Origin of the sequence: Citrobacter sp. H12-3-2, from assembly GCF_009649895.1 — a bacterium.
GTDB lineage: Bacteria > Pseudomonadota > Gammaproteobacteria > Enterobacterales > Enterobacteriaceae > Citrobacter > Citrobacter portucalensis.
Window position 1 is genome coordinate 4,713,118 of the sequence record NZ_CP045837.1, and the last position, 19,620, is coordinate 4,732,737.

The following is a 19,620-nucleotide window of genomic DNA, read 5'->3' on the forward strand; positions in this document are numbered from 1 at the left end:
GACATCCGGCATTATCTGTTACAGCAGATCGAAACGATCCAGGTTCATCACTTTCACCCATGCGGCAACGAAATCTCTCACGAACTTCTCGTGAGCATCGCTGCAGGCATAAACTTCAGCCACTGCGCGCAGTACGGAGTTAGAACCGAACACCAGATCGGCGCGGGTTGCCGTGTATTTCACTTCACCGCTCAGACGGTCACGACCTTCGAACAGCTCTTTTGACTCATCAACCGCCTTCCACTCATGGCGCATATCCAGCAGATTGACGAAGAAGTCAGTGCTGAGCACGCCAGGACGATCGGTAAAGACGCCATGCTGGCTGCCGTCGAAGTTGGTGCCCAGTACGCGCATACCGCCCACCAGCACGGTCATTTCCGGTGCGGTCAGCGTCAGCTGCTGCGCTTTATCAATCAGCAGCGACTCGGTGGTCGATACGTCAGGACGGGAGCGGTAGTTACGGAAGCCATCGGCGATCGGCTCAAGCAGTTCAAACATCTCAATATCCGTTTGGTCCTGACGCGCATCCACGCGGCCCGGCGCAAAAGGTACTTTAATGCTGACACCCGCAGCGCTAGCCGCCTGCTCTATACCAACAACACCGGCCAGCACGATAATATCGGCTAACGAAGCGGTATGGGCTGACTTATAAATGCCTTCCAGCACAGGCAGTACGCGTGCCGCGGTAGCATTCACATCCCAGCCACGCTGTGGGTCCAGCGCCAGACGCGCACCGTTAGCGCCGCCACGTTTATCCCCACCGCGGAACGTTGATGCAGAAGCCCACGCCACTGACACCAGCTCGCCCACGGACAACCCGGAAGCAGCAATGGTCGCCTTCAGTTTCAGGATATCTTCTTCGCTTGGGTTAAAGAACGCATGCGGCAGCGGGTCTTGCCAAATCAGATCTTCTTTTGGCACTTCCGGTCCGATGTAACGCGCTTTTGGCCCCATATCACGGTGCGTCAGCTTAAACCATGCGCGGGCAAACGCTTCGTTGAAGGCCTGCGGATCGTTCAGGAAACGGCGGGAAATCTTCTCGAACTCCGGATCGAAACGCAGCGTCAGGTCGGTAACCAACATTGTTGGCTTACGTTTTTTCGACGGATCGAACGGATCGGGGATAATTTCTGGCGCATCAACCGCTTCAAATTGAATCGCGCCTGCCGGACTGCGGGTTTGTACCCATTCATATTTGAACAGGTTCTCGAAGAAATAGTTGCTCCATTGGGTCGGCGTCTGCGTCCAGACCACTTCCAGACCGGAAGTAATTGCGTCTGCACCCGCGCCGCTGCCGTAGCTGCTGGCCCAGCCCAGGCCCTGCGCTTCAATTGGTGCGGATTCTGGATCGGCGCCTACGTGCGAAGCCGGTGCTGCACCATGGGTTTTACCCAACGTATGACCGCCGCCAATCAGCGCTACGGTTTCTTCGTCGTTCATACCCATGTTACCGAAGGTCGCGCGAATAGCCGCGGCCGCAGAGAGCGGTTCGCCGCTATGGTCCGGCCCTTCCGGGTTCACATAGATAAGGCCCATTTCGGTTGCGCCCAGCGGCGCTTTTGCCAGTTCTTCCGGATGACGGTGGGTCAACCAGGCTTTTTCATCACCCCAGTTTACGTCGAGATCCGGTTCCCAGACGTCTTCACGACCGGCACCAAAGCCGAAGGTACGGAAGCCTGAGTTTTCCAGCGCCACGTTACCCGCAAGGATAAACAGGTCGGCCCAGGAAATTTTCTGGCCATATTTCTGCTTGATTGGCCACAGCAGACGACGCGCTTTATCCAGGCTGACGTTGTCCGGCCAGGAGTTCAGTGGTGCAAAACGCTGCTGTCCGCGACCCGCGCCACCGCGTCCATCGATGGAGCGATAGGTCCCTGCACCGTGCCATGCCATGCGGATAAATAATCCGGCATAGGTTCCCCAGTCAGCGGGCCACCACGGTTGAGATTCGGACAGAAGGGCTCTGAGATCCCCTTTCAGGGCAGAGTAGTCAAGTTTGCTAAATTCTTTGCGGTAGTCGAAGTCCTCACCCAGCGGGTTAGAACGGTTGGAATGTTGGTTTAAAAGATCTACACGGAGTTGATTGGGCCACCAGTCGCGGTTGTTCGTTCCTGCTCCCGCGCTGTGATCCGGCCCGCCCTGATGAAAAGGACACTTACCGGCAGTTGATGCGTTCTGGCTATCGTCGGACATGCTCATCTATATGCTCCCTTTACAGTGTTCTGACTACGATATACACCACCAGAGATAAGATATAGTCGAAAAAACCCACAGATTCGATAGCTCATTCCTTTTATATTTAAAGTTACAGAGATGTAGATCAAAATGATCAATAAAAAACCCTCCGAAGAGGGCTGAGGCACTAATTATGCTGGTCTTACTCCCAGCGTGTGACAAATTGCGTAGCTCATCTCGGCACGGTTAAGGGTATAGAAGTGAAAATCTTTCACCCCTTCGCGACTGAGGATTTTCACCATGTCCATAGCGATGTTTGCACCTACCAGCTTGCGGGTTTCCGCATCATCATCAAGACCATCAAACATGGTCGACATCCAGGAAGGGATACGAACATTGGTCATATCGGCAAATTTTTTCGCCTGCTTAAAGTTAGAGACTGGCAGGATACCCGGAATAATTTCCACATCGATTCCCGCAGACACACAGCGATCGCGAAAGCGCAGATAGCTTTCTACATCGAAGAAGAACTGAGTAATGGCGCGGTTTGCACCGGCATCAACCTTACGCTTCAGGTTCAGCAAATCGGCCTGAGCGCTCTTCGCTTCTGGGTGTACTTCCGGGTAAGCCGCAACGGAGATATCAAAGTCCGCAACGTCTTTCAGCAGAGTCACCAGGTCAGAGGCATACATATCCGGTTTACCGCTTCCCGGCGGCAGGTCACCGCGCAGAGCAACAATATGACGAATACCGTTATTCCAGTAGTCCTGAGCAATGGTGCGCAGCTCATCGCGGGTTGCATCAATACAGGTCAGGTGCGGAGCTGCTTCAAGACCAGTGCGATCCTTAATGCCTTTAATAATGCTGTGCGTACGGTCGCGCTCACCAGAGTTTGCACCGTAGGTGACTGAAACAAACTTCGGCTTCAGGCTGCTCAGGCGATCGATAGAGTTCCACAGGGTTTGCTCCATTTCACTGGTGCGCGGCGGGAAAAATTCGAAAGAAACGTTAATCTGCCCCTGTACTTCGGCCAGACTCTGATTCAGCGCTTCCCGCTGGTTGGCGTGAAAAAAGCTCATACCTTACCTCATCAATCTTTTGTCGTTATATGTTGTGTTGTGAACTGCTATACGTTTAGACGTCTAGATGTAAAAATGACGGAAAAGCACGCTGGCGTCAACACAAAAATCATCGTTAAAGGTGAGGAATACTCAGCCAACGTGAAAAAAATTCACATCAGCCTGAAATGATGAGGAATTGTGGCATGACCGTCTGCAAGCCGTTAACGAGAGCGGTGACAGACTCGCCTCTGGCCAGAGCGCGGGTAAGACGCAATACGGGTAGGTTTAACGCAGGATGAGAGCGTTGAAGTGATTATGCAGATGGCTGTTGACGTATTTTATCCGGCCTGGGTCACAAACGAACCGTCGGCCGGATCATCCGGCAACAAAAACTACAGCAGTTGCGCCAGACGGTTGATGTCTGACTGAATAGCGCCGGCGGTGACGTCACGACCTGCGCCCGGTCCACGGATCACCAGCGGGTTATCGCGATACCAGCGGCTTTCAATGGCGAATACGTTATCGCACGGCAACAGCGCCGCCAGCGGGTGTTCAGGACGAACCGCCTCAACACCAACGCGCGCTTTACCGTTAGCATCAAAACGCGCCACATAGCGTAGCACCAGCCCCATTTCACGCGCCGCTTCCAGACGCTGCACCATCTGCTCGTTCAGCTCATCACCATTCTCAAAGAAATGGTCAATAGAGCCTTCTTCACAATGCGCAGGCACCAGCGATTCCACGCGAACCTGGTCCGGTTCGATGTCGTAACCTGCTTCACGCGCCAGAATCACCAGCTTACGCATCACATCTTTGCCGGAAAGATCTACGCGCGGATCGGGTTCAGTCAGCCCCTGTTGCCACGCCTGATCCACCAGATCGGTGAACGGGACCGTGCCATCAAATTGCAGGAACAACCACGACAACGTACCGGAGAAGATCCCGCTGATCGACAGAATGGTATCTCCACTATCAATCAGATCGCGCACGGTATGATTGATCGGCAAACCTGCTCCCACGGTGGCGTTATACAGCCAGTGGCGGCCGGTTTTTTCAAAAGCGTCATGAATTTGGCGATAATTATGACTGCTGCTCGCCCCCGCCAGTTTGTTGGCGCTGATAACGTGGAAACCATGGCTGGCAAAATCCAGATACTGATCCGCAAGTTGCTCGCTGGCAGTAACGTCCAGCACCACTAAATCATCATACGGGTGAGCACGCATCCACAGGAATAGAGACTCTTCATCCTGCTCTACTGCCTCGTCATCAAAGAAAGCTAACGCGCGGCTGGCATCCAGCCCTTCGTAATTCAGCAGGCTACGACGGCTATCAACCACACCCGCCAGCACAAACTCTAATCCGGTGCGCGCCGAGAGCGTGCTCTGCTCGCGAGCGAACAGCTCCAGCCAGCGCGAACCAATGTTGCCTTTGCCGAACAACACCAGACCAATGCGTTTTTCCGCGCGGAAAATTGACTGATGCAGGCCCTGAATCAGGCTCTCTGTTGGCCCAGTACGCAGTACCGCGACCAGGCTGATACCCTCTTCCGATTGCCAGGTGAATTCAACCGGCTGACCTTTCAACTGTTGCCAGAAACGGTGGCAGTGCAGCGGATTACGGGTGACGCCCGCCCCGACCATCGCTACCAGCGCCAGCCCCTGGCGCAAACGCAGCTCGCCCGGCAGACCAGCTTCATCCAGAATTTTCAGTGCGCCGTCAGCGACTTCGGAGGTATAGCAAAATTGCAGCAGTTGGCGGTCAGGATGCACACCCACTGCCAGCGGACGCACCTGGGTACGTTTTAAAACCTGATCAATCTCTTTATAAGCCAGCTTAAAGTCCTGGCCAGTCGGAACCAAAAACTCAATCAGGCAGACGTCATCATGACTGGTCACAATACGCGCCCCGGTACCGGAGGCCAGTACGCGTTCAATGCGCGTTGAACCCTGCTCCGGCGTATAGCTACAACGCAGTTGGAGATCGATATCGCTACCGGAAACCGGCTGTAAGGTACGGGCATGGAGAACCGGTGCCGCCAGACGCGCCAGCTCGCTGGCTTCATCCAGACGCAGCAGCGGCAGCAAACAGGCGTCTTTTACTTTACGCGGATCCGCGCTGTAAACCCCGGCGACATCGCTCCAGATAGTTACGCGAGAAACGCCCGCCAGCGCGCCAACCTGCGTCGCCGAGTAGTCGGAGCCGTTACGCCCCAGCAGGACCGTTTCACCGCAATTGCTGCGGCTAATAAAGCCGGTAACCACCAGCCGTTTACCCGGATGCTGCGCCAGCAGTTGCTGTAGCAGCGGGTAAGAAAGACCTTCATCTACCTGCGGCTGGGCACCGCGTTCAGCACGTAAAAAATCGCGCGCATCCAGCCAGGCTGACTCCAGCCCCTGTTGGTTAAGGACCGCAGACATCAAACGCGCGGACCATACCTCACCATGCCCAACAACCTCAGCATAGACGGCATCGTTCACGCCACTGTCGAGTAATCCAGCCAGACGCTCCAGATCGTGAATAAACGCACCAATTAGTCCATCCGCTATATCAGGCGGTAACAAACCGCTGATAAGCTCGCTCTGATAGCGACGTAACGCCTGTTGAACCTGATGCGCAGAAAGGCGATCGGTCTGGCTTAATTTCAGCCAGCTAATCAACTGGTTAGTGGTACTGCCTGCGGCTGAAACAACCATCATGTCATCAGGCTGCGAGTACTCCGCCATAATGCCTGCGACACGCAGATAACATTTCACGTCTGCCAGACTACTACCACCAAATTTGTGCAGTTGACGACCCTTCGCCCCTGCCTGCGCAATCACACTCATGTTTACCCCTTGTTTGCAGCCCGGAAGCCATTTTCCAGGTCGGCAATTAAATCTTCGCCATCTTCAATACCGGTGGAGATACGCAGCAGCGTTTCGGAAATTCCGGCAGCAGCACGCGCTTCTGGCGCCATGCCCGCGTGTGTCATGGTTGCGGCGTGGGAGATCAGACTTTCAACACCCCCTAACGATTCCGCCAGCGTAAACAATGACAACCCGCCAAGGAAGCGGCGCAGCGTTTGCTCATCACCATCCAGTTCAAAACTTAACATCGCGCCAAAGCCTTTTTGCTGACGCGCGGCAATCTCATGGCCCTGATTATCCGGCAATGACGGGTGATACAATTTTTTCACCAGCGGCTGAGTTTGCAGATAATCGACTATCGCCTGAGCATTACGTTGCGCCACCTCCATTCGAGGAGACAGAGTACGCAGGCCGCGCAACAGCAGATAACTATCAAACGCGCCGCCGGTCACACCAATATTATTCGCCCACCATGCCAGTTCAGTGACCGTTTCCGGATCTTTCGCTATCACAACACCAGCCACCACGTCTGAGTGACCGTTTAAATATTTCGTGCATGAATGCAACACCAGATCGGCGCCCAATGCCAGTGGATTTTGCAGTGCCGGGCTTAAAAAAGTGTTGTCGACCACGCTGACCGCGCCAGCTTCACGCGCCAGCTGACAGATTTTCGCAATATCCACCACGCGCAGCAGCGGGTTGCTTGGGCTTTCTACCAGCACCAGCTTCGGTTTTTCCGCCAATGCGGCCTGCAATGCCTGCTCATCTCCTTGATCGACAAACAGGACGCGGTAACAGCCACGTTTTGCCAGACTGTCAAACAGTCGGTAGCTCCCGCCGTAGCAGTCATGCGGTGCGACCAGCAGATCGCCTGGCTTGAGGAAGACCGTGGTCACCAGATGAATCGCCGACATGCCAGTATTGGTCAGCACAGCACCTGCACCGCCTTCCAGTTCCGCCAGCGCACGCTGAACAACATCGCGCGTTGGGTTGCCGCGACGCGAATAGTCATGGGCGCGAGGTTCATTAAATCCGGTAAAGTTATAGGTGCTGGAGAGGTGAATCGGCGGGACAACGCAACCGTACTGTTCGTCGTCATTTAACCCGCTACGCACTGCGATGGTGGCCTGTTTACGCGTCATATTGAGGAGATCCTGGCTGAGTCGGTGAAAAGTCAGACACCAGAGTAATCATAGTTACGATAGCCGTCAATACATCTGGACATCTAAACTTCTTTGCGTATAGATTGAGCAAACTGGAAATAGCCGTTAAAATTATATGCATTAGCGTACATCTGCGTCGGCTTACTTCGTGTCAGGGCCACGCCACTACGATAAACTACGCGCAATTATGGTCCGGGCTCAGGTTCTGGCCTCAATATTAATGACGAAGAGGATTAGGTATCTCATGGCTGAATGGAGCGGCGAATATATCAGCCCATACGCTGAGCACGGTAAGAAGAGTGAGCAAGTCAAAAAAATTACGGTTTCCATTCCTCTGAAGGTGTTAAAAATCCTTACCGATGAACGCACGCGTCGTCAGGTGAACAACCTGCGCCACGCCACCAACAGCGAACTGCTGTGTGAAGCGTTTCTGCATGCTTTTACTGGGCAACCCTTACCCAACGATGACGACCTGCGTAAAGAACGCAGTGATGAAATCCCGGAAGAAGCAAAGGTAATCATGCGTGAACTGGGTATCAACCCGGAAACGTGGGAATACTGATAGTTAGAACAGCAATGGGCGTGTAGAGGCGGGAATGCTCCCGCCTTTTCTCACAGTGTTACTTACTAATACCATTGAGTTTATTCAATGTTTCTTCCATTTTGAGCGTTTCCGTACGGTTCAATGGATAGAAATAAATCAGAATGACCGCCGCCAAAAACAGGCATAGCGCCGGCAAGAGATTCGCCATCGTATAAATATTTTCCTGCACAATGCTGGTTTGCACTGCACCACCTGTTGACGATGATTGATAGCCAATGATAGCCAGCATAAACCCACCAATCGCCCCTGCACATGCCTGACCAACCTTGCGCGCAAAGAAGTTCACACCATAAACCGTGCCATCCTCGCGATCGCCAGTGACATACTGATGGTAGTCACAAACATCAGTCATAAACGCCCAAATCATCAGGTTGAATAACCCTGCACCCAGCGTCGCCAGGAACAAGAAAACCAGATAGACCTTTGCATCCGTAATGTGGACAAAGTACATAATCACATACATGACCACGGCAAAAAGCAACGCGCCTACACTGGCTTCTTTTTTACCAAACCGCTTCGTGAGCCAGGATGCCGATGGCGCCAGCAGAACCAGGGAACCAAAGGTAAACAGCAACGCGACTGACATCGCCTCTTTATTGTGGAAATAGTCATTAAACAGGTAAGTCATGTTGGTACCGGACAACCCCTGATTAATTACAATCAGCAAATCCACAACCACTAAAACAATCAGCGCCTTATTGCGTGCCAGTCCCTTCAGCAACACCGAAACGGGCATGCTCTCTTTTCTCTCCACGCGCACGCGCTCCGTCGTTAAATGACAGGTCAAGGATAAAAAGATCAAGCCCAGCACTGCGCAACCAATGGAAATCCAGAAGAAGTGTTGCCCGGAAATCACCTGGCTTCCATCCACCAGGGTGGTGTACATCAGGATTGGAATGAAAAAGCCAGTTGCCCCACCGCCAATTGCTGACCCAACGCTACGCCAGGTTGAAAGCGATACACGATCTTCAGGATTCGAGCTAATCGCCGCAGACATAGCACCGTACGGAATACTCACGGTCGATAACAGCGAACCGTAAATGAAATAGGAGCAGCAGATGTAGATGATTTTCGCCGTATAAGAAAAATCATTCACAAACGGCAGGAACAGGACAACCGCAATGATGCAAAATGGATACTTCATGCGACGCACCCACGGGTTGAAACGTCCATGTACCGTCAGTTTAGAGGTATCGCATAAGCGCCCTACACCAACATCAACGAACGCATCAAAGAGTTTGGTCACAAAATAGAGTGAGCCAACAATAACGCCGGAAATACCGAGGACGTTAGTGTAATAAATCATTAAAAAACTATTAACTAAGCCAAGAATAAAACAGGTTCCGAGGTCACCACATAAATAACCAATTTTATCTCTAATTCCGAAAGGCCTGACGGCAGTGGTTTCATTATTTCCGATAATAGTTCCATCATTAGACATGATGTCAACTCCTTAGACATATTATTCACACAAACTATGCTTATCGACGTAATCAGCCGATACGAAAACTATTACCGATTAAAAGTTATAACCAAGACCGACACGATAACGGGTCTGACGATCGTCTGTCGTTGTTGTGTTATAACCCGAGGAAACGTTGCCAACCTCAACAAATGGAACCCAGGAGCCTAATTTGTACGCCACGCGGAAGTTATATTCATAATCATCTTTCCGGTTGTTATATAAATCTTCGCTATCGGCAATTTTATAAATACCATTTAGCTCAAACATCCAGTCATTGACGTTATAACCAAGCCAGGCTTCCGGACGATAGACCATGCGGTCATCTTTGCCGTCAGTGTTTCTGCGCATGTACTCTTGACGATAGCGGAACGCGGTCCACCAGTTGTCGTTGATGTTGTACTGTACGCGGATATAAGGCTTATAAATCGCGATATTATCGCCCGTTTCGATTGCAATGCCGGGCTGCCAGACAAGACCCTGCCAGGTGAACTGATAGCTTGCGGTATACTCGTTGCCGTTACTTTCCATATTATTCCACGCATCATTTGACTGCGTGTTTTCGGAACGAGAAATGGCTTCTACTGCCACACCAAAACCCGTGGCAAAACGGTGAGACATATACACACGATCGTAATTACGTCCATCGTCATAATATTCATGTCGGTAATCAACATAACCCGCCTGTGCGGCCGCAGAGAATAATGGAATCAGTAATAACGCAGATTTAAATTTCATGACAATCCCTCTTCACACTCAACAACGGAAATAATCCATCTCGTTTGTCCATAAAATGGGAAAACAAAAAGGCTTTTAGATTAATTTTATATTTCCACGAAAGTGTATTTTAGAAAGAAAGCAGAAACCTTTGGTATTTTGCCAGGAGCTGGTAAAAGTGGCAAAAGACAGAAGATAAAAAGGACGCAGATCACCAGTTGCAATATTTTATCGAAAAAATAAAACGCCGTTTTATTTATTGAATAAAATAGATTATTCAATACATCAATATATATTTCAGTTCTGAAGCGCAGAAACAAAAAAAGCGCCATAAGGCGCTTTTTTCTGACAGCTGAAACTTACTTGCTGCCTGGGATGCTGAAACGCTTGTTGAAGCGATCAACACGGCCACCGGTAGCAACATCACGCTGCTTGCCAGTATAGAACGGGTGGCACTGACCGCACACGTCCAGGTTCAGATCGTGACCGACGGTAGAGCGGATTTTCATGACGTTACCGCAAGAGCAGTTTGCAGTAATTTCTTCGTATTTCGGGTGAATATCTTTTTTCATGGGAAAACCTCGGTTTAAGGCCGCGTCGCTCTTCCAGCCCTAACGCCAGACACCACGCGATGTTAATTATTCCCCGTTACCTTTCACGCTGCATCAACAGCCTGAAACTCTCGGGTAATGGTCATTGTTTGACGCAATCAATTTGCATCAAAGGCGGCGAATCATACAGAAATTAACCTGCTCATGCAAACTGATCCGCATTCTACCCTCCACTAATGTGTATACTAACCCGCCAGATTTCAAGTCAGGATGATTCAATGCCCGTTGCGCACGTTGCCTTACCTGTTCCGCTACCTCGCACCTTTGACTACCTCCTGCCGGAAGGCTTGAGTGCCAAAGCCGGGTGTCGTGTACGCGTGCCCTTTGGCAAGCAGCAGGAGCGCGTGGGTATCGTCCTTTCCGTCAGCGAGCACAGTGAACTGCCGCGGAGCGAATTGAAAGCCGTTCTCGAAGTGCTGGACAGCGAACCTGTCTACTCGACCTCTGTCTGGCGTCTGCTGTTGTGGGCGGCTGATTATTATCATCATCCCATCGGTGACGTACTGTTTCACGCTCTGCCAATTTTACTGCGCCAGGGACGCCCGGCGACAAATGCGCCCATGTGGTACTGGTTTGCCACTGAAGAAGGCCAGGTTATTGACCTCAACAGCCTGAAGCGTTCTCCCAAGCAGCAACAGGCGCTGGCTGCGCTACGCCAGGGGAAAATCTGGCGCGACCAGGTGGCTGAACTGGAATTTAATGATGCCGCATTACAGGCACTGCGGAAAAAAGGGCTGTGCGATCTGGCGAGCGAAACACCAGGCTTTAGCGACTGGCGTACGCACTACGCGGTTTCTGGTGAGCGTCTGCGGCTGAACACCGAGCAGGCCACCGCCGTCGGGGCGATTCACAGCGCCTCAGACAGTTTTAGCGCCTGGCTATTAGCGGGCGTAACGGGATCAGGCAAAACAGAGGTCTATCTTAGCGTTCTGGAAAACGTCCTTGCCCAGGGCAAGCAGGCTCTGGTGATGGTGCCGGAGATTGGCCTGACGCCGCAAACTATTGCCCGTTTTCGCGAACGTTTTAATGCGCCGGTCGAAGTCCTGCACTCCGGTTTAAACGACAGTGAACGTCTTTCAGCCTGGCTGAAAGCAAAAAATGGCGAGGCGGCGATTGTTATCGGCACGCGTTCTTCGCTGTTTACGCCGTTTAAAAATCTCGGCGTGATTGTCATCGACGAAGAACACGACAGCTCTTATAAACAGCAGGAAGGCTGGCGCTATCATGCGCGCGACCTCGCGGTTTACCGCGCCCATAGCGAGCAAATCCCGATTATTCTCGGCTCAGCCACCCCGGCACTGGAAACGCTGTGTAACGTGCGGCAGAACAAATACCGCATGCTGCGCCTGACGCGCCGCGCCGGAAATGCGCGCCCAGCCACTCAGCACGTGCTGGATCTCAAAGGTCAGCAGGTGCAGGCCGGACTCGCCCCTGCGCTGATCGCCCGTATGCGTCAGCACCTGCAGGCGGATAACCAGGTGATCCTGTTTTTGAACCGTCGTGGTTTTGCGCCTGCGCTGCTGTGCCACGACTGTGGTTGGATTGCCGAATGTCCGCGTTGCGATCATTACTACACGCTACATCAGGCGCAACACCACCTGCGTTGCCACCACTGCGACAGCCAGCGCCCAATACCGCGTCAGTGCCCTTCCTGTGGTTCGACGCATATGGTTCCGGTAGGACTCGGCACCGAACAGCTTGAGCAGGCTCTGGCACCTTTTTTCCCCGGTGTGCCAATTTCACGTATCGATCGCGACACCACCAGCCGTAAAGGGTCGCTGGAGCAGCATCTGGCGGAAGTGCATCGCGGCGGCGCACGAATTCTTATAGGCACGCAAATGCTGGCCAAAGGCCACCACTTCCCGGACGTCACTCTGGTGGCGCTGCTGGACGTTGACGGCGCGCTATTCTCTGCAGATTTCCGGTCAGCAGAACGCTTCGCCCAGCTCTATACGCAGGTCTCTGGCCGTGCCGGACGCGCCGGGAAGCAAGGCGAAGTGGTGCTGCAAACGCACCATCCTGAACATCCGCTGCTGCAAACCTTGCTGTATAAAGGCTATGACGCGTTTGCCGAACAGGCGCTGGCCGAGCGACAAACGCTCCAGCTTCCACCGTGGACCAGCCATGTGATCGTGCGGGCAGAAGATCATAACAACCAGCATGCACCAATGTTCTTGCAGCAACTACGGAATCTCATTCAAGCCAGCCCGTTGGCCGATGACAAACTCTGGGTGCTCGGCCCGGTTCCCGCACTGGCGCCCAAACGCGGTGGTCGTTATCGTTGGCAAATATTGTTGCAACATCCATCACGGATTCGTCTGCAACATATCGTCAGCGGCACGCTGGCACTGATCAATACGCTACCCGATGCACGCAAGGTTAAATGGGTGCTGGATGTCGATCCCATCGAGGGATAACCCCTCACGATGCGAGGCGGATCGTAAAATTAAAGATCCATCACACTTTTTATGAAAATTCTGTAACCGCTTCCATTCACTATCTGATAAAAATGTTTCAGATGAAGGTTATCCAGGGACGAGTCTGTGCCAGCAGCTCTCTGGCGAGGAGAAAGAGTGAAACCGAATAAGCAGGTTGCCGCCGCTACAATGAAAGATGTTGCTCTGAAGGCGAAAGTCTCAACGGCAACCGTATCCCGCGCATTAATGAACCCGGACAAAGTCTCGCAGTCAACCCGTAACAAGGTTGAGCAGGCGGCACTGGAAGTGGGATATCTACCTCAATCAATGGGACGTAACGTTAAGCGTAATGAGTCACGTACCATTCTGGTGATTGTGCCGGATATCTGCGATCCGTTTTTTAGCGAAGTGATTCGTGGCATCGAAGTGACTGCCGCAGAACAGGGATACCTGGTGCTTATTGGCGACTGCGCGCACCAGAATCAGCAGGAAAAGACGTTTCTTAACCTCATTATCACCAAGCAGATCGATGGCATGGTACTGCTCAGCTCGCGCCTGCCGTTTGATGCCAGCGTGGAAGAACAGCGCAATTTACCGCCGATGGTCATGTCGAACGAGTTCGCGCCAGAGCTGGAACTCCCTACCGTGCACATTGATAACCTCACCGCCGCCTTTAACGCGATGAATTATCTGCTGGAACTGGGGCATAAACGCATTGGTTGTATCGCCGGGCCCGAAGATATGCCGCTGTGCCATTACCGTCTGCAAGGCTACGTTCAGGCATTACGCCGCAGCGGAATTACGGTCGATCCGCATTTCATCGCGCGCGGTGACTTTACCTATGAAGCGGGATCCAATGCGTTGAAGCAGCTCCTTGAACTACCGCAGCCGCCTACCGCTGTCTTTTGTCACAGCGACGTCATGGCGCTGGGTGCACTCTCTTACGCCAAACGTCAGGGTCTGAAAGTCCCTGATGATTTATCCATTATTGGCTTTGATAACATTTCGCTCACGGAATTTTGTGATCCACCCCTGACAACCGTCGCACAGCCGCGTTTCGATATCGGACGTGAAGCTATGCTGTTACTGCTCGATCAATTACAAGGGCAGAGCGTCAGCAGTGGCTCACGTTTACTGGACTGCGAGCTTATTATTCGGGGTACTACCCGGGCACTGACGTAAAGTAAAGTGCTTTCGGACTCCCCTGTCTGGTCAAAGGCCCGCCGCTTAAGTAACATGGCGGGCTGACGAACGAATAAATACAGCGAAACGATAGTGGCACAACGAGATTATGTACGTCGCGGCCAACCGGCACCTTCGCGGCGCAAGAAGAGCACATCACGGAAAAAACAACGCAATACGCCTGCGGTATCGCCCGCAATGGTTGCTATTGCTGCAGCCGTACTCGTGACCTTTATCGGTGGTCTGTACTTCATTACGCATCACAAGAAAGAAGAGTCCGAAACGCTGCAAAACCAGAAAGTCACCGGTAATGGCATTCCGCCAAAACCGGAAGAGCGCTGGCGATACATCAAAGAGCTGGAAAGCCGTCAGCCTGGCGTACGTGCGCCTACCGAACCGTCTGCGGGCGGCGAGGTGCTGAATGCCGACCAGCTAACCAATGAGCAGCGCCAGCTATTGGCGCAAATGCAGGCTGATATGCGTCAACAGCCGACACAGCTCAACGAAGTACCGTGGAACGAGCAAACGCCTGAACAGCGCCAGCAAACGCTGCAGCGTCAGCGTCAGGTGCAACAGCAGCAGTGGAACAACACCCAGCAGCAGGCTCAGCAGCCGCGTCCACGGGCAACAGAACAGCCGTATCAGCAGCAGCAAGCGCGTACAGCACAAGCCGCGCCGGTACAGCAGCCGAAAGCGCAGCCAAAACCGGCGGCGCAACAGCCGTATCAGGATCTGCTGCAAACGCCAGCGCATACCACCGCCGCTCAGCCGAAAACGCAACCGGCCGCGCCAATAACGAATGAAACGCAGCCGCCAAAACAGACTGCTGAGAAAAAAGATGAACGCCGCTGGATGGTTCAGTGCGGATCATTTAAAGGCGCTGAGCAGGCAGAAACTGTGCGTGCGCAGCTGGCCTTTGAAGGCTTTAACTCCCGTATTACCACCAATAACGGCTGGAATCGTGTGGTCATTGGTCCGGTCAAAGGCAAAGAGAATGCCGACAACACCATCAGCCGCCTGAAGGTTGCTGGTCACACAAACTGCATTCGACTCTCCACTGGGGGTTGAAACCCCCAAAATCCCCCCCATCTATACTTGCATTACGCCCCGTACACTGTGCGGGGCCTGTACATTGCATTTGTAACCAAGGGGTCTGCTCGTGACAACAATAGTAAGCGTACGCCGTAACGGCCATGTGGTAATCGCCGGTGATGGTCAGGCCACACTGGGTAACACCGTAATGAAAGGCAACGTGAAGAAAGTCCGCCGTCTGTACAACGATAAAGTCATCGCGGGCTTTGCGGGCGGTACTGCGGATGCATTCACGCTGTTTGAACTGTTTGAACGCAAGCTGGAAATGCACCAGGGTCACCTGGTGAAAGCTGCCGTTGAACTGGCAAAAGACTGGCGTACCGACCGTATGCTGCGCAAACTCGAAGCGCTGCTGGCCGTCGCAGATGAAACTGCATCGCTCATCATCACCGGTAACGGCGACGTCATCCAGCCAGAAAACGATCTGATTGCCATCGGCTCCGGCGGTCCCTACGCCCAGGCTGCTGCACGCGCTCTGCTTGAAAATACCGAGCTTGGCGCACGCGAGATTGCTGAGAAAGCGTTGGATATTGCAGGGGATATCTGCATTTATACCAACCACTTCCATACCATCGAAGAATTGAACTCCAAAGCGTAAGGATCCCCCATGTCTGAAATGACCCCACGCGAAATTGTCAGCGAACTGAACAAACACATCATCGGCCAGGATAACGCTAAGCGTTCCGTGGCGATCGCCCTGCGTAACCGCTGGCGTCGTATGCAGCTCAACGAAGAGTTGCGTCATGAAGTCACGCCGAAAAACATTCTGATGATTGGCCCGACCGGCGTCGGTAAAACCGAAATCGCCCGTCGTCTGGCAAAACTAGCCAACGCGCCGTTCATCAAAGTTGAAGCAACAAAATTCACCGAAGTCGGCTATGTTGGTAAAGAAGTAGATTCCATCATCCGCGATCTGACCGATGCTGCCATCAAAATGGTCCGCGTGCAGGCAATCGAGAAAAACCGCTTCCGTGCCGAAGAGATGGCGGAAGAGCGCATTCTCGACGTGCTGATCCCACCAGCTAAAAATAACTGGGGGCAGTCAGAGCAGCCGCAGGAACCTTCTGCAGCGCGTCAGGCATTCCGTAAAAAACTGCGTGAAGGCCAGCTGGATGATAAAGAGATCGAAATCGATCTCGCGGCCGCACCGATGGGCGTTGAAATTATGGCGCCTCCAGGAATGGAAGAGATGACCAGCCAGCTGCAGTCCATGTTCCAGAACCTGGGCGGTCAGAAGCAAAAACCGCGTAAGCTGAAAATCAAAGACGCGATGAAGCTGCTGATTGAAGAGGAAGCGGCCAAACTGGTGAACCCGGAAGAGCTGAAACAAGAAGCTATCGACGCCGTTGAGCAGCACGGGATCGTGTTTATCGACGAAATCGACAAAATCTGTAAGCGCGGCGAATCCTCCGGCCCGGACGTGTCCCGTGAAGGCGTACAGCGCGACCTGCTGCCGCTGGTTGAAGGCTGCACGGTCTCCACCAAGCACGGCATGGTGAAAACAGATCACATTCTGTTTATCGCTTCTGGTGCATTCCAGGTAGCCAAACCGTCCGACCTGATCCCAGAACTGCAGGGTCGTCTGCCGATTCGTGTCGAGCTGCAGGCGCTGACCACCAGCGATTTTGAGCGTATCCTTACCGAACCGAATGCCTCCATCACCGTCCAGTACAAAGCGCTGATGGCGACTGAAGGTGTGGACATCAACTTCACTGAATCCGGTATTAAACGCATTGCCGAAGCGGCCTGGCAGGTTAACGAAACCACCGAAAACATCGGTGCACGTCGTCTGCATACCGTTCTGGAACGTCTGATGGAAGATATTTCCTATGATGCGAGCGATTTGAACGGCCAAAGCATCACAATTGATGCCGAATATGTGAGCAAACATCTGGATGCGCTGGTCGCAGATGAAGATCTGAGCCGTTTTATCCTATAATCGCGTTCAATGCATTTTCATCACTGTTGATGGGGCTGATAAAGCCCCATTTTTATTGGCGCTAAATATGACTGAACAACAACAAATTAGCCGCTCACAAGCCTGGCTGGAAAGTTTACGACCTAAGACCTTACCGCTCGCCTTCGCGGCGATCATCGTCGGTACGGCATTAGCATGGTGGCAAGGATACTTCGATCCGCTGGTTGCTCTGCTGGCATTGATTACGGCAGGACTGCTGCAAATTCTGTCCAATCTCGCTAACGACTATGGCGATGCCGTTAAAGGCAGCGACAAACCCGACCGTATTGGACCGCTGCGCGGTATGCAAAAAGGGGTCATCACCCAACAGCAGATGAAGCGCGCGCTGATCGTCACCGTGGTGCTGATCTGTCTGTCCGGGCTAGCCCTGGTTGCTGTAGCCTGTCACACGCTGGCGGATTTTGTCGGTTTCCTGGTGCTCGGCGGTCTGTCGATTATCGCCGCGATCACCTACACCGTGGGTAATCGCCCTTACGGATATATCGGCCTGGGCGATATTTCTGTGCTGGTATTCTTCGGCTGGCTCAGCGTAATGGGAAGTTGGTATCTGCAGGCGCATACGTTGATTCCAGCGCTGATTCTGCCTGCCACCGCCTGCGGCCTGCTGGCAACCGCCGTGCTCAACGTCAACAACCTGCGCGATATCAACAGCGACAGAGAGAACGGCAAGAACACGCTGGTCGTACGTTTAGGTGCTGTCAATGCCCGCCGCTACCACGCCTGTCTGCTGATGGGCACGCTGGTCTGTCTGGCACTGTTCAACCTGTTCTCACTGCAAAGCCTGTGGGGATGGCTGTTTATCCTCGCCGCTCCGCTGCTGATCAAACAGGCTCGCTATGTAATGCGCGAGATGGACCCGGCTGCAATGCGTCCGATGCTGGAACGCACCGTAAAAGCGGCATTGTTAACTAACCTGCTGTTTGTCGTTGGAATTTTCTTAAGTCAGTGGTCTCTTTAACTGACAAATATCAATTAACAATTGATGATTTTGCCAACAGTACACATAGCGCGATATACTAAAAATTCTCGCAGCAACTGAACGTTAAGCCTATGAAATACGATACATCCGAGCTTTGTGACATCTATCAGGAAGATGTCAACGTCGTGGAACCGCTGTTCTCTAACTTTGGAGGACGGTCGTCGTTTGGCGGACAAATCATCACGGTAAAATGTTTCGAGGACAACGGGTTGCTGTACGATCTGCTCGAACAAAACGGCCGTGGTCGCATTCTGCTGGTCGATGGCGGCGGTTCTGTCCGTCGTGCGCTGGTCGATGCCGAACTGGCGCGGCTGGCCGTACAGAATGAATGGGAAGGTCTGGTCATCTACGGCTCAGTACGCCAGGTAGACGATCTGGAAGAACTGGATATCGGCATTCAGGCGATTGCCGCAATTCCGGTAGGCGCTTCCGGTGAAGGCATTGGGGAAAGCGATGTGCGCGTCAACTTTGGCGGCGTGACGTTCTTCTCCGGCGACCACCTGTACGCCGATAACACCGGGATAATCCTCTCCGAAGACCCGCTCGATATCGAGTAAGCGAAAAAGGCACCGCAAGGTGCCTTTTTTATGCGTGTCACTGATTGCCGGATGGCGGCTTACGCCTTATCCGGCCTACAATCAGGGGCGGTTACGCGAAAGATTTCGTGTTGTAGCAAGGCGGCAAACGAAGGTATCCCCAGAAGCGTAGTAAACTACGTGACTGGGGTAACTGAGCGCGGCCAACGCAGCTACGGCGCGAAAGATAAAGCGTAATTAGACTTCTTCCATACGACCGAGGAGGGCATGCAGACGATCCTGCCAGCCGTTCTGCTGTTCTTTCAGGTTGTTGTTCTCACGCTCCAGTTCTTCACGCTGCTGCTGTGCAGTCTGAACTTCCTGCGACAGTGAGTTGTTCTTTTCTTTCAGCTCTTCGATTTCCATCTGCAACAGCGTGATGGTATCAATCGCCTGCTGTACTTTTGCTTCCAGTTTCTCAAACACTTCTAATGACATCGTCATACCTCTCCTGAATTGCAAGGCGTTGATGGATAAAAATCCTCGTCCCGATAACCGGCGACGCCTTAATAAAAACGAGCGCACTCTACTTAACACCGATTGTATGAAGCCGCGTCATCCCTGTCCAGCGGCATCCCGCGCAGATTGCGGTTTGCAACACTTTTAGTCTTTCTCCTGGTGACATTACTGTCATAACTCTTAAGTGTTAACAGATTGATCAGTGAAATGATTCAGCTCACACTATTTTTGTATAACAAATACCTCACAATGGCGCGAAAACGCTCATTTTGTTGATGCAGTACACACATTTTAATTTC

The 19,620-nt window shown here is 52.7% G+C and carries 16 protein-coding genes; 8 read left to right on the forward strand and 8 right to left on the reverse strand.

Annotated features, from left to right (window positions below):
- Positions 1-18: 18 nt before the first annotated feature.
- The 4 genes from katG to metB all read right to left on the reverse strand — a co-directional run bounded on the left by katG (position 19) and on the right by metB (position 7,224).
- The gene (gene katG, locus GHC22_RS22370) at positions 19-2,199 is read right to left on the reverse strand and encodes a catalase/peroxidase HPI (RefSeq protein WP_032945632.1); all 2,181 of its coding nucleotides are present in this window, start codon (positions 2,197-2,199) and stop codon (positions 19-21) included.
- Positions 2,200-2,366: 167 nt separating this feature from the next.
- Entirely contained in the window at positions 2,367-3,254 is an 888-nt protein-coding gene (gene metF, locus GHC22_RS22375; RefSeq protein WP_008787045.1) for a methylenetetrahydrofolate reductase, read from the reverse strand.
- Positions 3,255-3,628: 374 nt separating this feature from the next.
- Positions 3,629-6,061 carry a bifunctional aspartate kinase/homoserine dehydrogenase II gene (locus GHC22_RS22380; protein WP_032945630.1) on the reverse strand — a complete coding sequence of 811 codons (2,433 nt, stop codon included), beginning with the start codon at positions 6,059-6,061 and terminating at the stop codon, positions 3,629-3,631.
- Positions 6,062-6,063: 2 nt separating this feature from the next.
- Positions 6,064-7,224 carry a cystathionine gamma-synthase gene (gene metB / locus GHC22_RS22385; protein WP_003028818.1) on the reverse strand — a complete coding sequence of 387 codons (1,161 nt, stop codon included), beginning with the start codon at positions 7,222-7,224 and terminating at the stop codon, positions 6,064-6,066.
- A 265-nt stretch (positions 7,225-7,489) separates the two neighbouring features.
- On the opposite strand from metB, the gene metJ reads away from it, so the two are divergent.
- On the forward strand, positions 7,490-7,807 hold the full coding sequence (gene metJ, locus GHC22_RS22390) for a met regulon transcriptional regulator MetJ (protein ID WP_003825168.1): 318 nt from the start codon (positions 7,490-7,492) through the stop codon (positions 7,805-7,807).
- Positions 7,808-7,865: 58 nt separating this feature from the next.
- On the opposite strand, the gene GHC22_RS22395 is transcribed toward metJ, so the two are convergent.
- The 3 genes from GHC22_RS22395 to rpmE form a co-directional block, all read right to left on the reverse strand.
- The gene (locus GHC22_RS22395; RefSeq protein WP_032945626.1) at positions 7,866-9,290 is read right to left on the reverse strand and encodes an MFS transporter; all 1,425 of its coding nucleotides are present in this window, start codon (positions 9,288-9,290) and stop codon (positions 7,866-7,868) included.
- Positions 9,291-9,368: 78 nt separating this feature from the next.
- Positions 9,369-10,049: an oligogalacturonate-specific porin KdgM family protein gene (locus tag GHC22_RS22400; RefSeq protein ID WP_003825173.1), complete on the reverse strand. Its 681-nt coding sequence runs from the start codon at positions 10,047-10,049 to the stop codon at positions 9,369-9,371.
- 338 nt (positions 10,050-10,387) lie between these two features.
- The gene (gene rpmE, locus GHC22_RS22405; RefSeq protein WP_008787040.1) at positions 10,388-10,600 is read right to left on the reverse strand and encodes a 50S ribosomal protein L31; all 213 of its coding nucleotides are present in this window, start codon (positions 10,598-10,600) and stop codon (positions 10,388-10,390) included.
- Positions 10,601-10,857: 257 nt separating this feature from the next.
- Between rpmE and priA the strand changes: the two genes are divergently transcribed.
- The 7 genes from priA to rraA all read left to right on the forward strand — a co-directional run bounded on the left by priA (position 10,858) and on the right by rraA (position 18,844).
- The gene (gene priA / locus GHC22_RS22410) at positions 10,858-13,056 is read left to right on the forward strand and encodes a primosomal protein N' (protein WP_048215183.1); all 2,199 of its coding nucleotides are present in this window, start codon (positions 10,858-10,860) and stop codon (positions 13,054-13,056) included.
- A 156-nt stretch (positions 13,057-13,212) separates the two neighbouring features.
- Complete coding sequence (cytR, locus tag GHC22_RS22415; protein ID WP_125363043.1) at positions 13,213-14,238, forward strand: DNA-binding transcriptional regulator CytR; 1,026 nt, start codon at positions 13,213-13,215, stop codon at positions 14,236-14,238.
- A gap of 93 nt (positions 14,239-14,331) precedes the next feature.
- The gene (gene ftsN / locus GHC22_RS22420; RefSeq protein ID WP_153753917.1) at positions 14,332-15,306 is read left to right on the forward strand and encodes a cell division protein FtsN; all 975 of its coding nucleotides are present in this window, start codon (positions 14,332-14,334) and stop codon (positions 15,304-15,306) included.
- Positions 15,307-15,397: 91 nt separating this feature from the next.
- Positions 15,398-15,928: an ATP-dependent protease subunit HslV gene (gene hslV / locus GHC22_RS22425; RefSeq protein WP_003028805.1), complete on the forward strand. Its 531-nt coding sequence runs from the start codon at positions 15,398-15,400 to the stop codon at positions 15,926-15,928.
- A gap of 9 nt (positions 15,929-15,937) precedes the next feature.
- The gene (hslU, locus tag GHC22_RS22430; RefSeq protein ID WP_003028803.1) at positions 15,938-17,269 is read left to right on the forward strand and encodes an HslU--HslV peptidase ATPase subunit; all 1,332 of its coding nucleotides are present in this window, start codon (positions 15,938-15,940) and stop codon (positions 17,267-17,269) included.
- 67 nt (positions 17,270-17,336) lie between these two features.
- Positions 17,337-18,266 carry a 1,4-dihydroxy-2-naphthoate polyprenyltransferase gene (gene menA, locus GHC22_RS22435; RefSeq protein ID WP_003825185.1) on the forward strand — a complete coding sequence of 310 codons (930 nt, stop codon included), beginning with the start codon at positions 17,337-17,339 and terminating at the stop codon, positions 18,264-18,266.
- Between the two features lie 92 nt (positions 18,267-18,358).
- Entirely contained in the window at positions 18,359-18,844 is a 486-nt protein-coding gene (rraA, locus tag GHC22_RS22440) for a ribonuclease E activity regulator RraA (protein ID WP_008787034.1), read from the forward strand.
- Positions 18,845-19,060: 216 nt separating this feature from the next.
- On the opposite strand, the gene zapB is transcribed toward rraA, so the two are convergent.
- Positions 19,061-19,306 carry a septal ring assembly protein ZapB gene (gene zapB / locus GHC22_RS22445; protein ID WP_088732415.1) on the reverse strand — a complete coding sequence of 82 codons (246 nt, stop codon included), beginning with the start codon at positions 19,304-19,306 and terminating at the stop codon, positions 19,061-19,063.
- Positions 19,307-19,620 lie beyond the last annotated feature (314 nt).

What these genes read in the sequence shown, in the direction of transcription:
- GHC22_RS22400 (WP_003825173.1), bottom strand. Translation starts at nt 10,049, where the DNA reads ATGAAATTTAAATCTGCGTTATTACTGATTCCATTATTCTCTGCGGCC.
- priA (WP_048215183.1), top strand. Translation starts at nt 10,858, where the DNA reads ATGCCCGTTGCGCACGTTGCCTTACCTGTTCCGCTACCTCGCACCTTT.
- metF (WP_008787045.1), bottom strand. Translation starts at nt 3,254, where the DNA reads ATGAGCTTTTTTCACGCCAACCAGCGGGAAGCGCTGAATCAGAGTCTG.
- metB (WP_003028818.1), bottom strand. Translation starts at nt 7,224, where the DNA reads ATGACGCGTAAACAGGCCACCATCGCAGTGCGTAGCGGGTTAAATGAC.
- GHC22_RS22395 (WP_032945626.1), bottom strand. Translation starts at nt 9,290, where the DNA reads ATGTCTAATGATGGAACTATTATCGGAAATAATGAAACCACTGCCGTC.
- rpmE (WP_008787040.1), bottom strand. Translation starts at nt 10,600, where the DNA reads ATGAAAAAAGATATTCACCCGAAATACGAAGAAATTACTGCAAACTGC.
- metJ (WP_003825168.1), top strand. Translation starts at nt 7,490, where the DNA reads ATGGCTGAATGGAGCGGCGAATATATCAGCCCATACGCTGAGCACGGT.
- zapB (WP_088732415.1), bottom strand. Translation starts at nt 19,306, where the DNA reads ATGACGATGTCATTAGAAGTGTTTGAGAAACTGGAAGCAAAAGTACAG.
- hslU (WP_003028803.1), top strand. Translation starts at nt 15,938, where the DNA reads ATGTCTGAAATGACCCCACGCGAAATTGTCAGCGAACTGAACAAACAC.
- menA (WP_003825185.1), top strand. Translation starts at nt 17,337, where the DNA reads ATGACTGAACAACAACAAATTAGCCGCTCACAAGCCTGGCTGGAAAGT.
- GHC22_RS22380 (WP_032945630.1), bottom strand. Translation starts at nt 6,061, where the DNA reads ATGAGTGTGATTGCGCAGGCAGGGGCGAAGGGTCGTCAACTGCACAAA.
- rraA (WP_008787034.1), top strand. Translation starts at nt 18,359, where the DNA reads ATGAAATACGATACATCCGAGCTTTGTGACATCTATCAGGAAGATGTC.
- katG (WP_032945632.1), bottom strand. Translation starts at nt 2,199, where the DNA reads ATGAGCATGTCCGACGATAGCCAGAACGCATCAACTGCCGGTAAGTGT.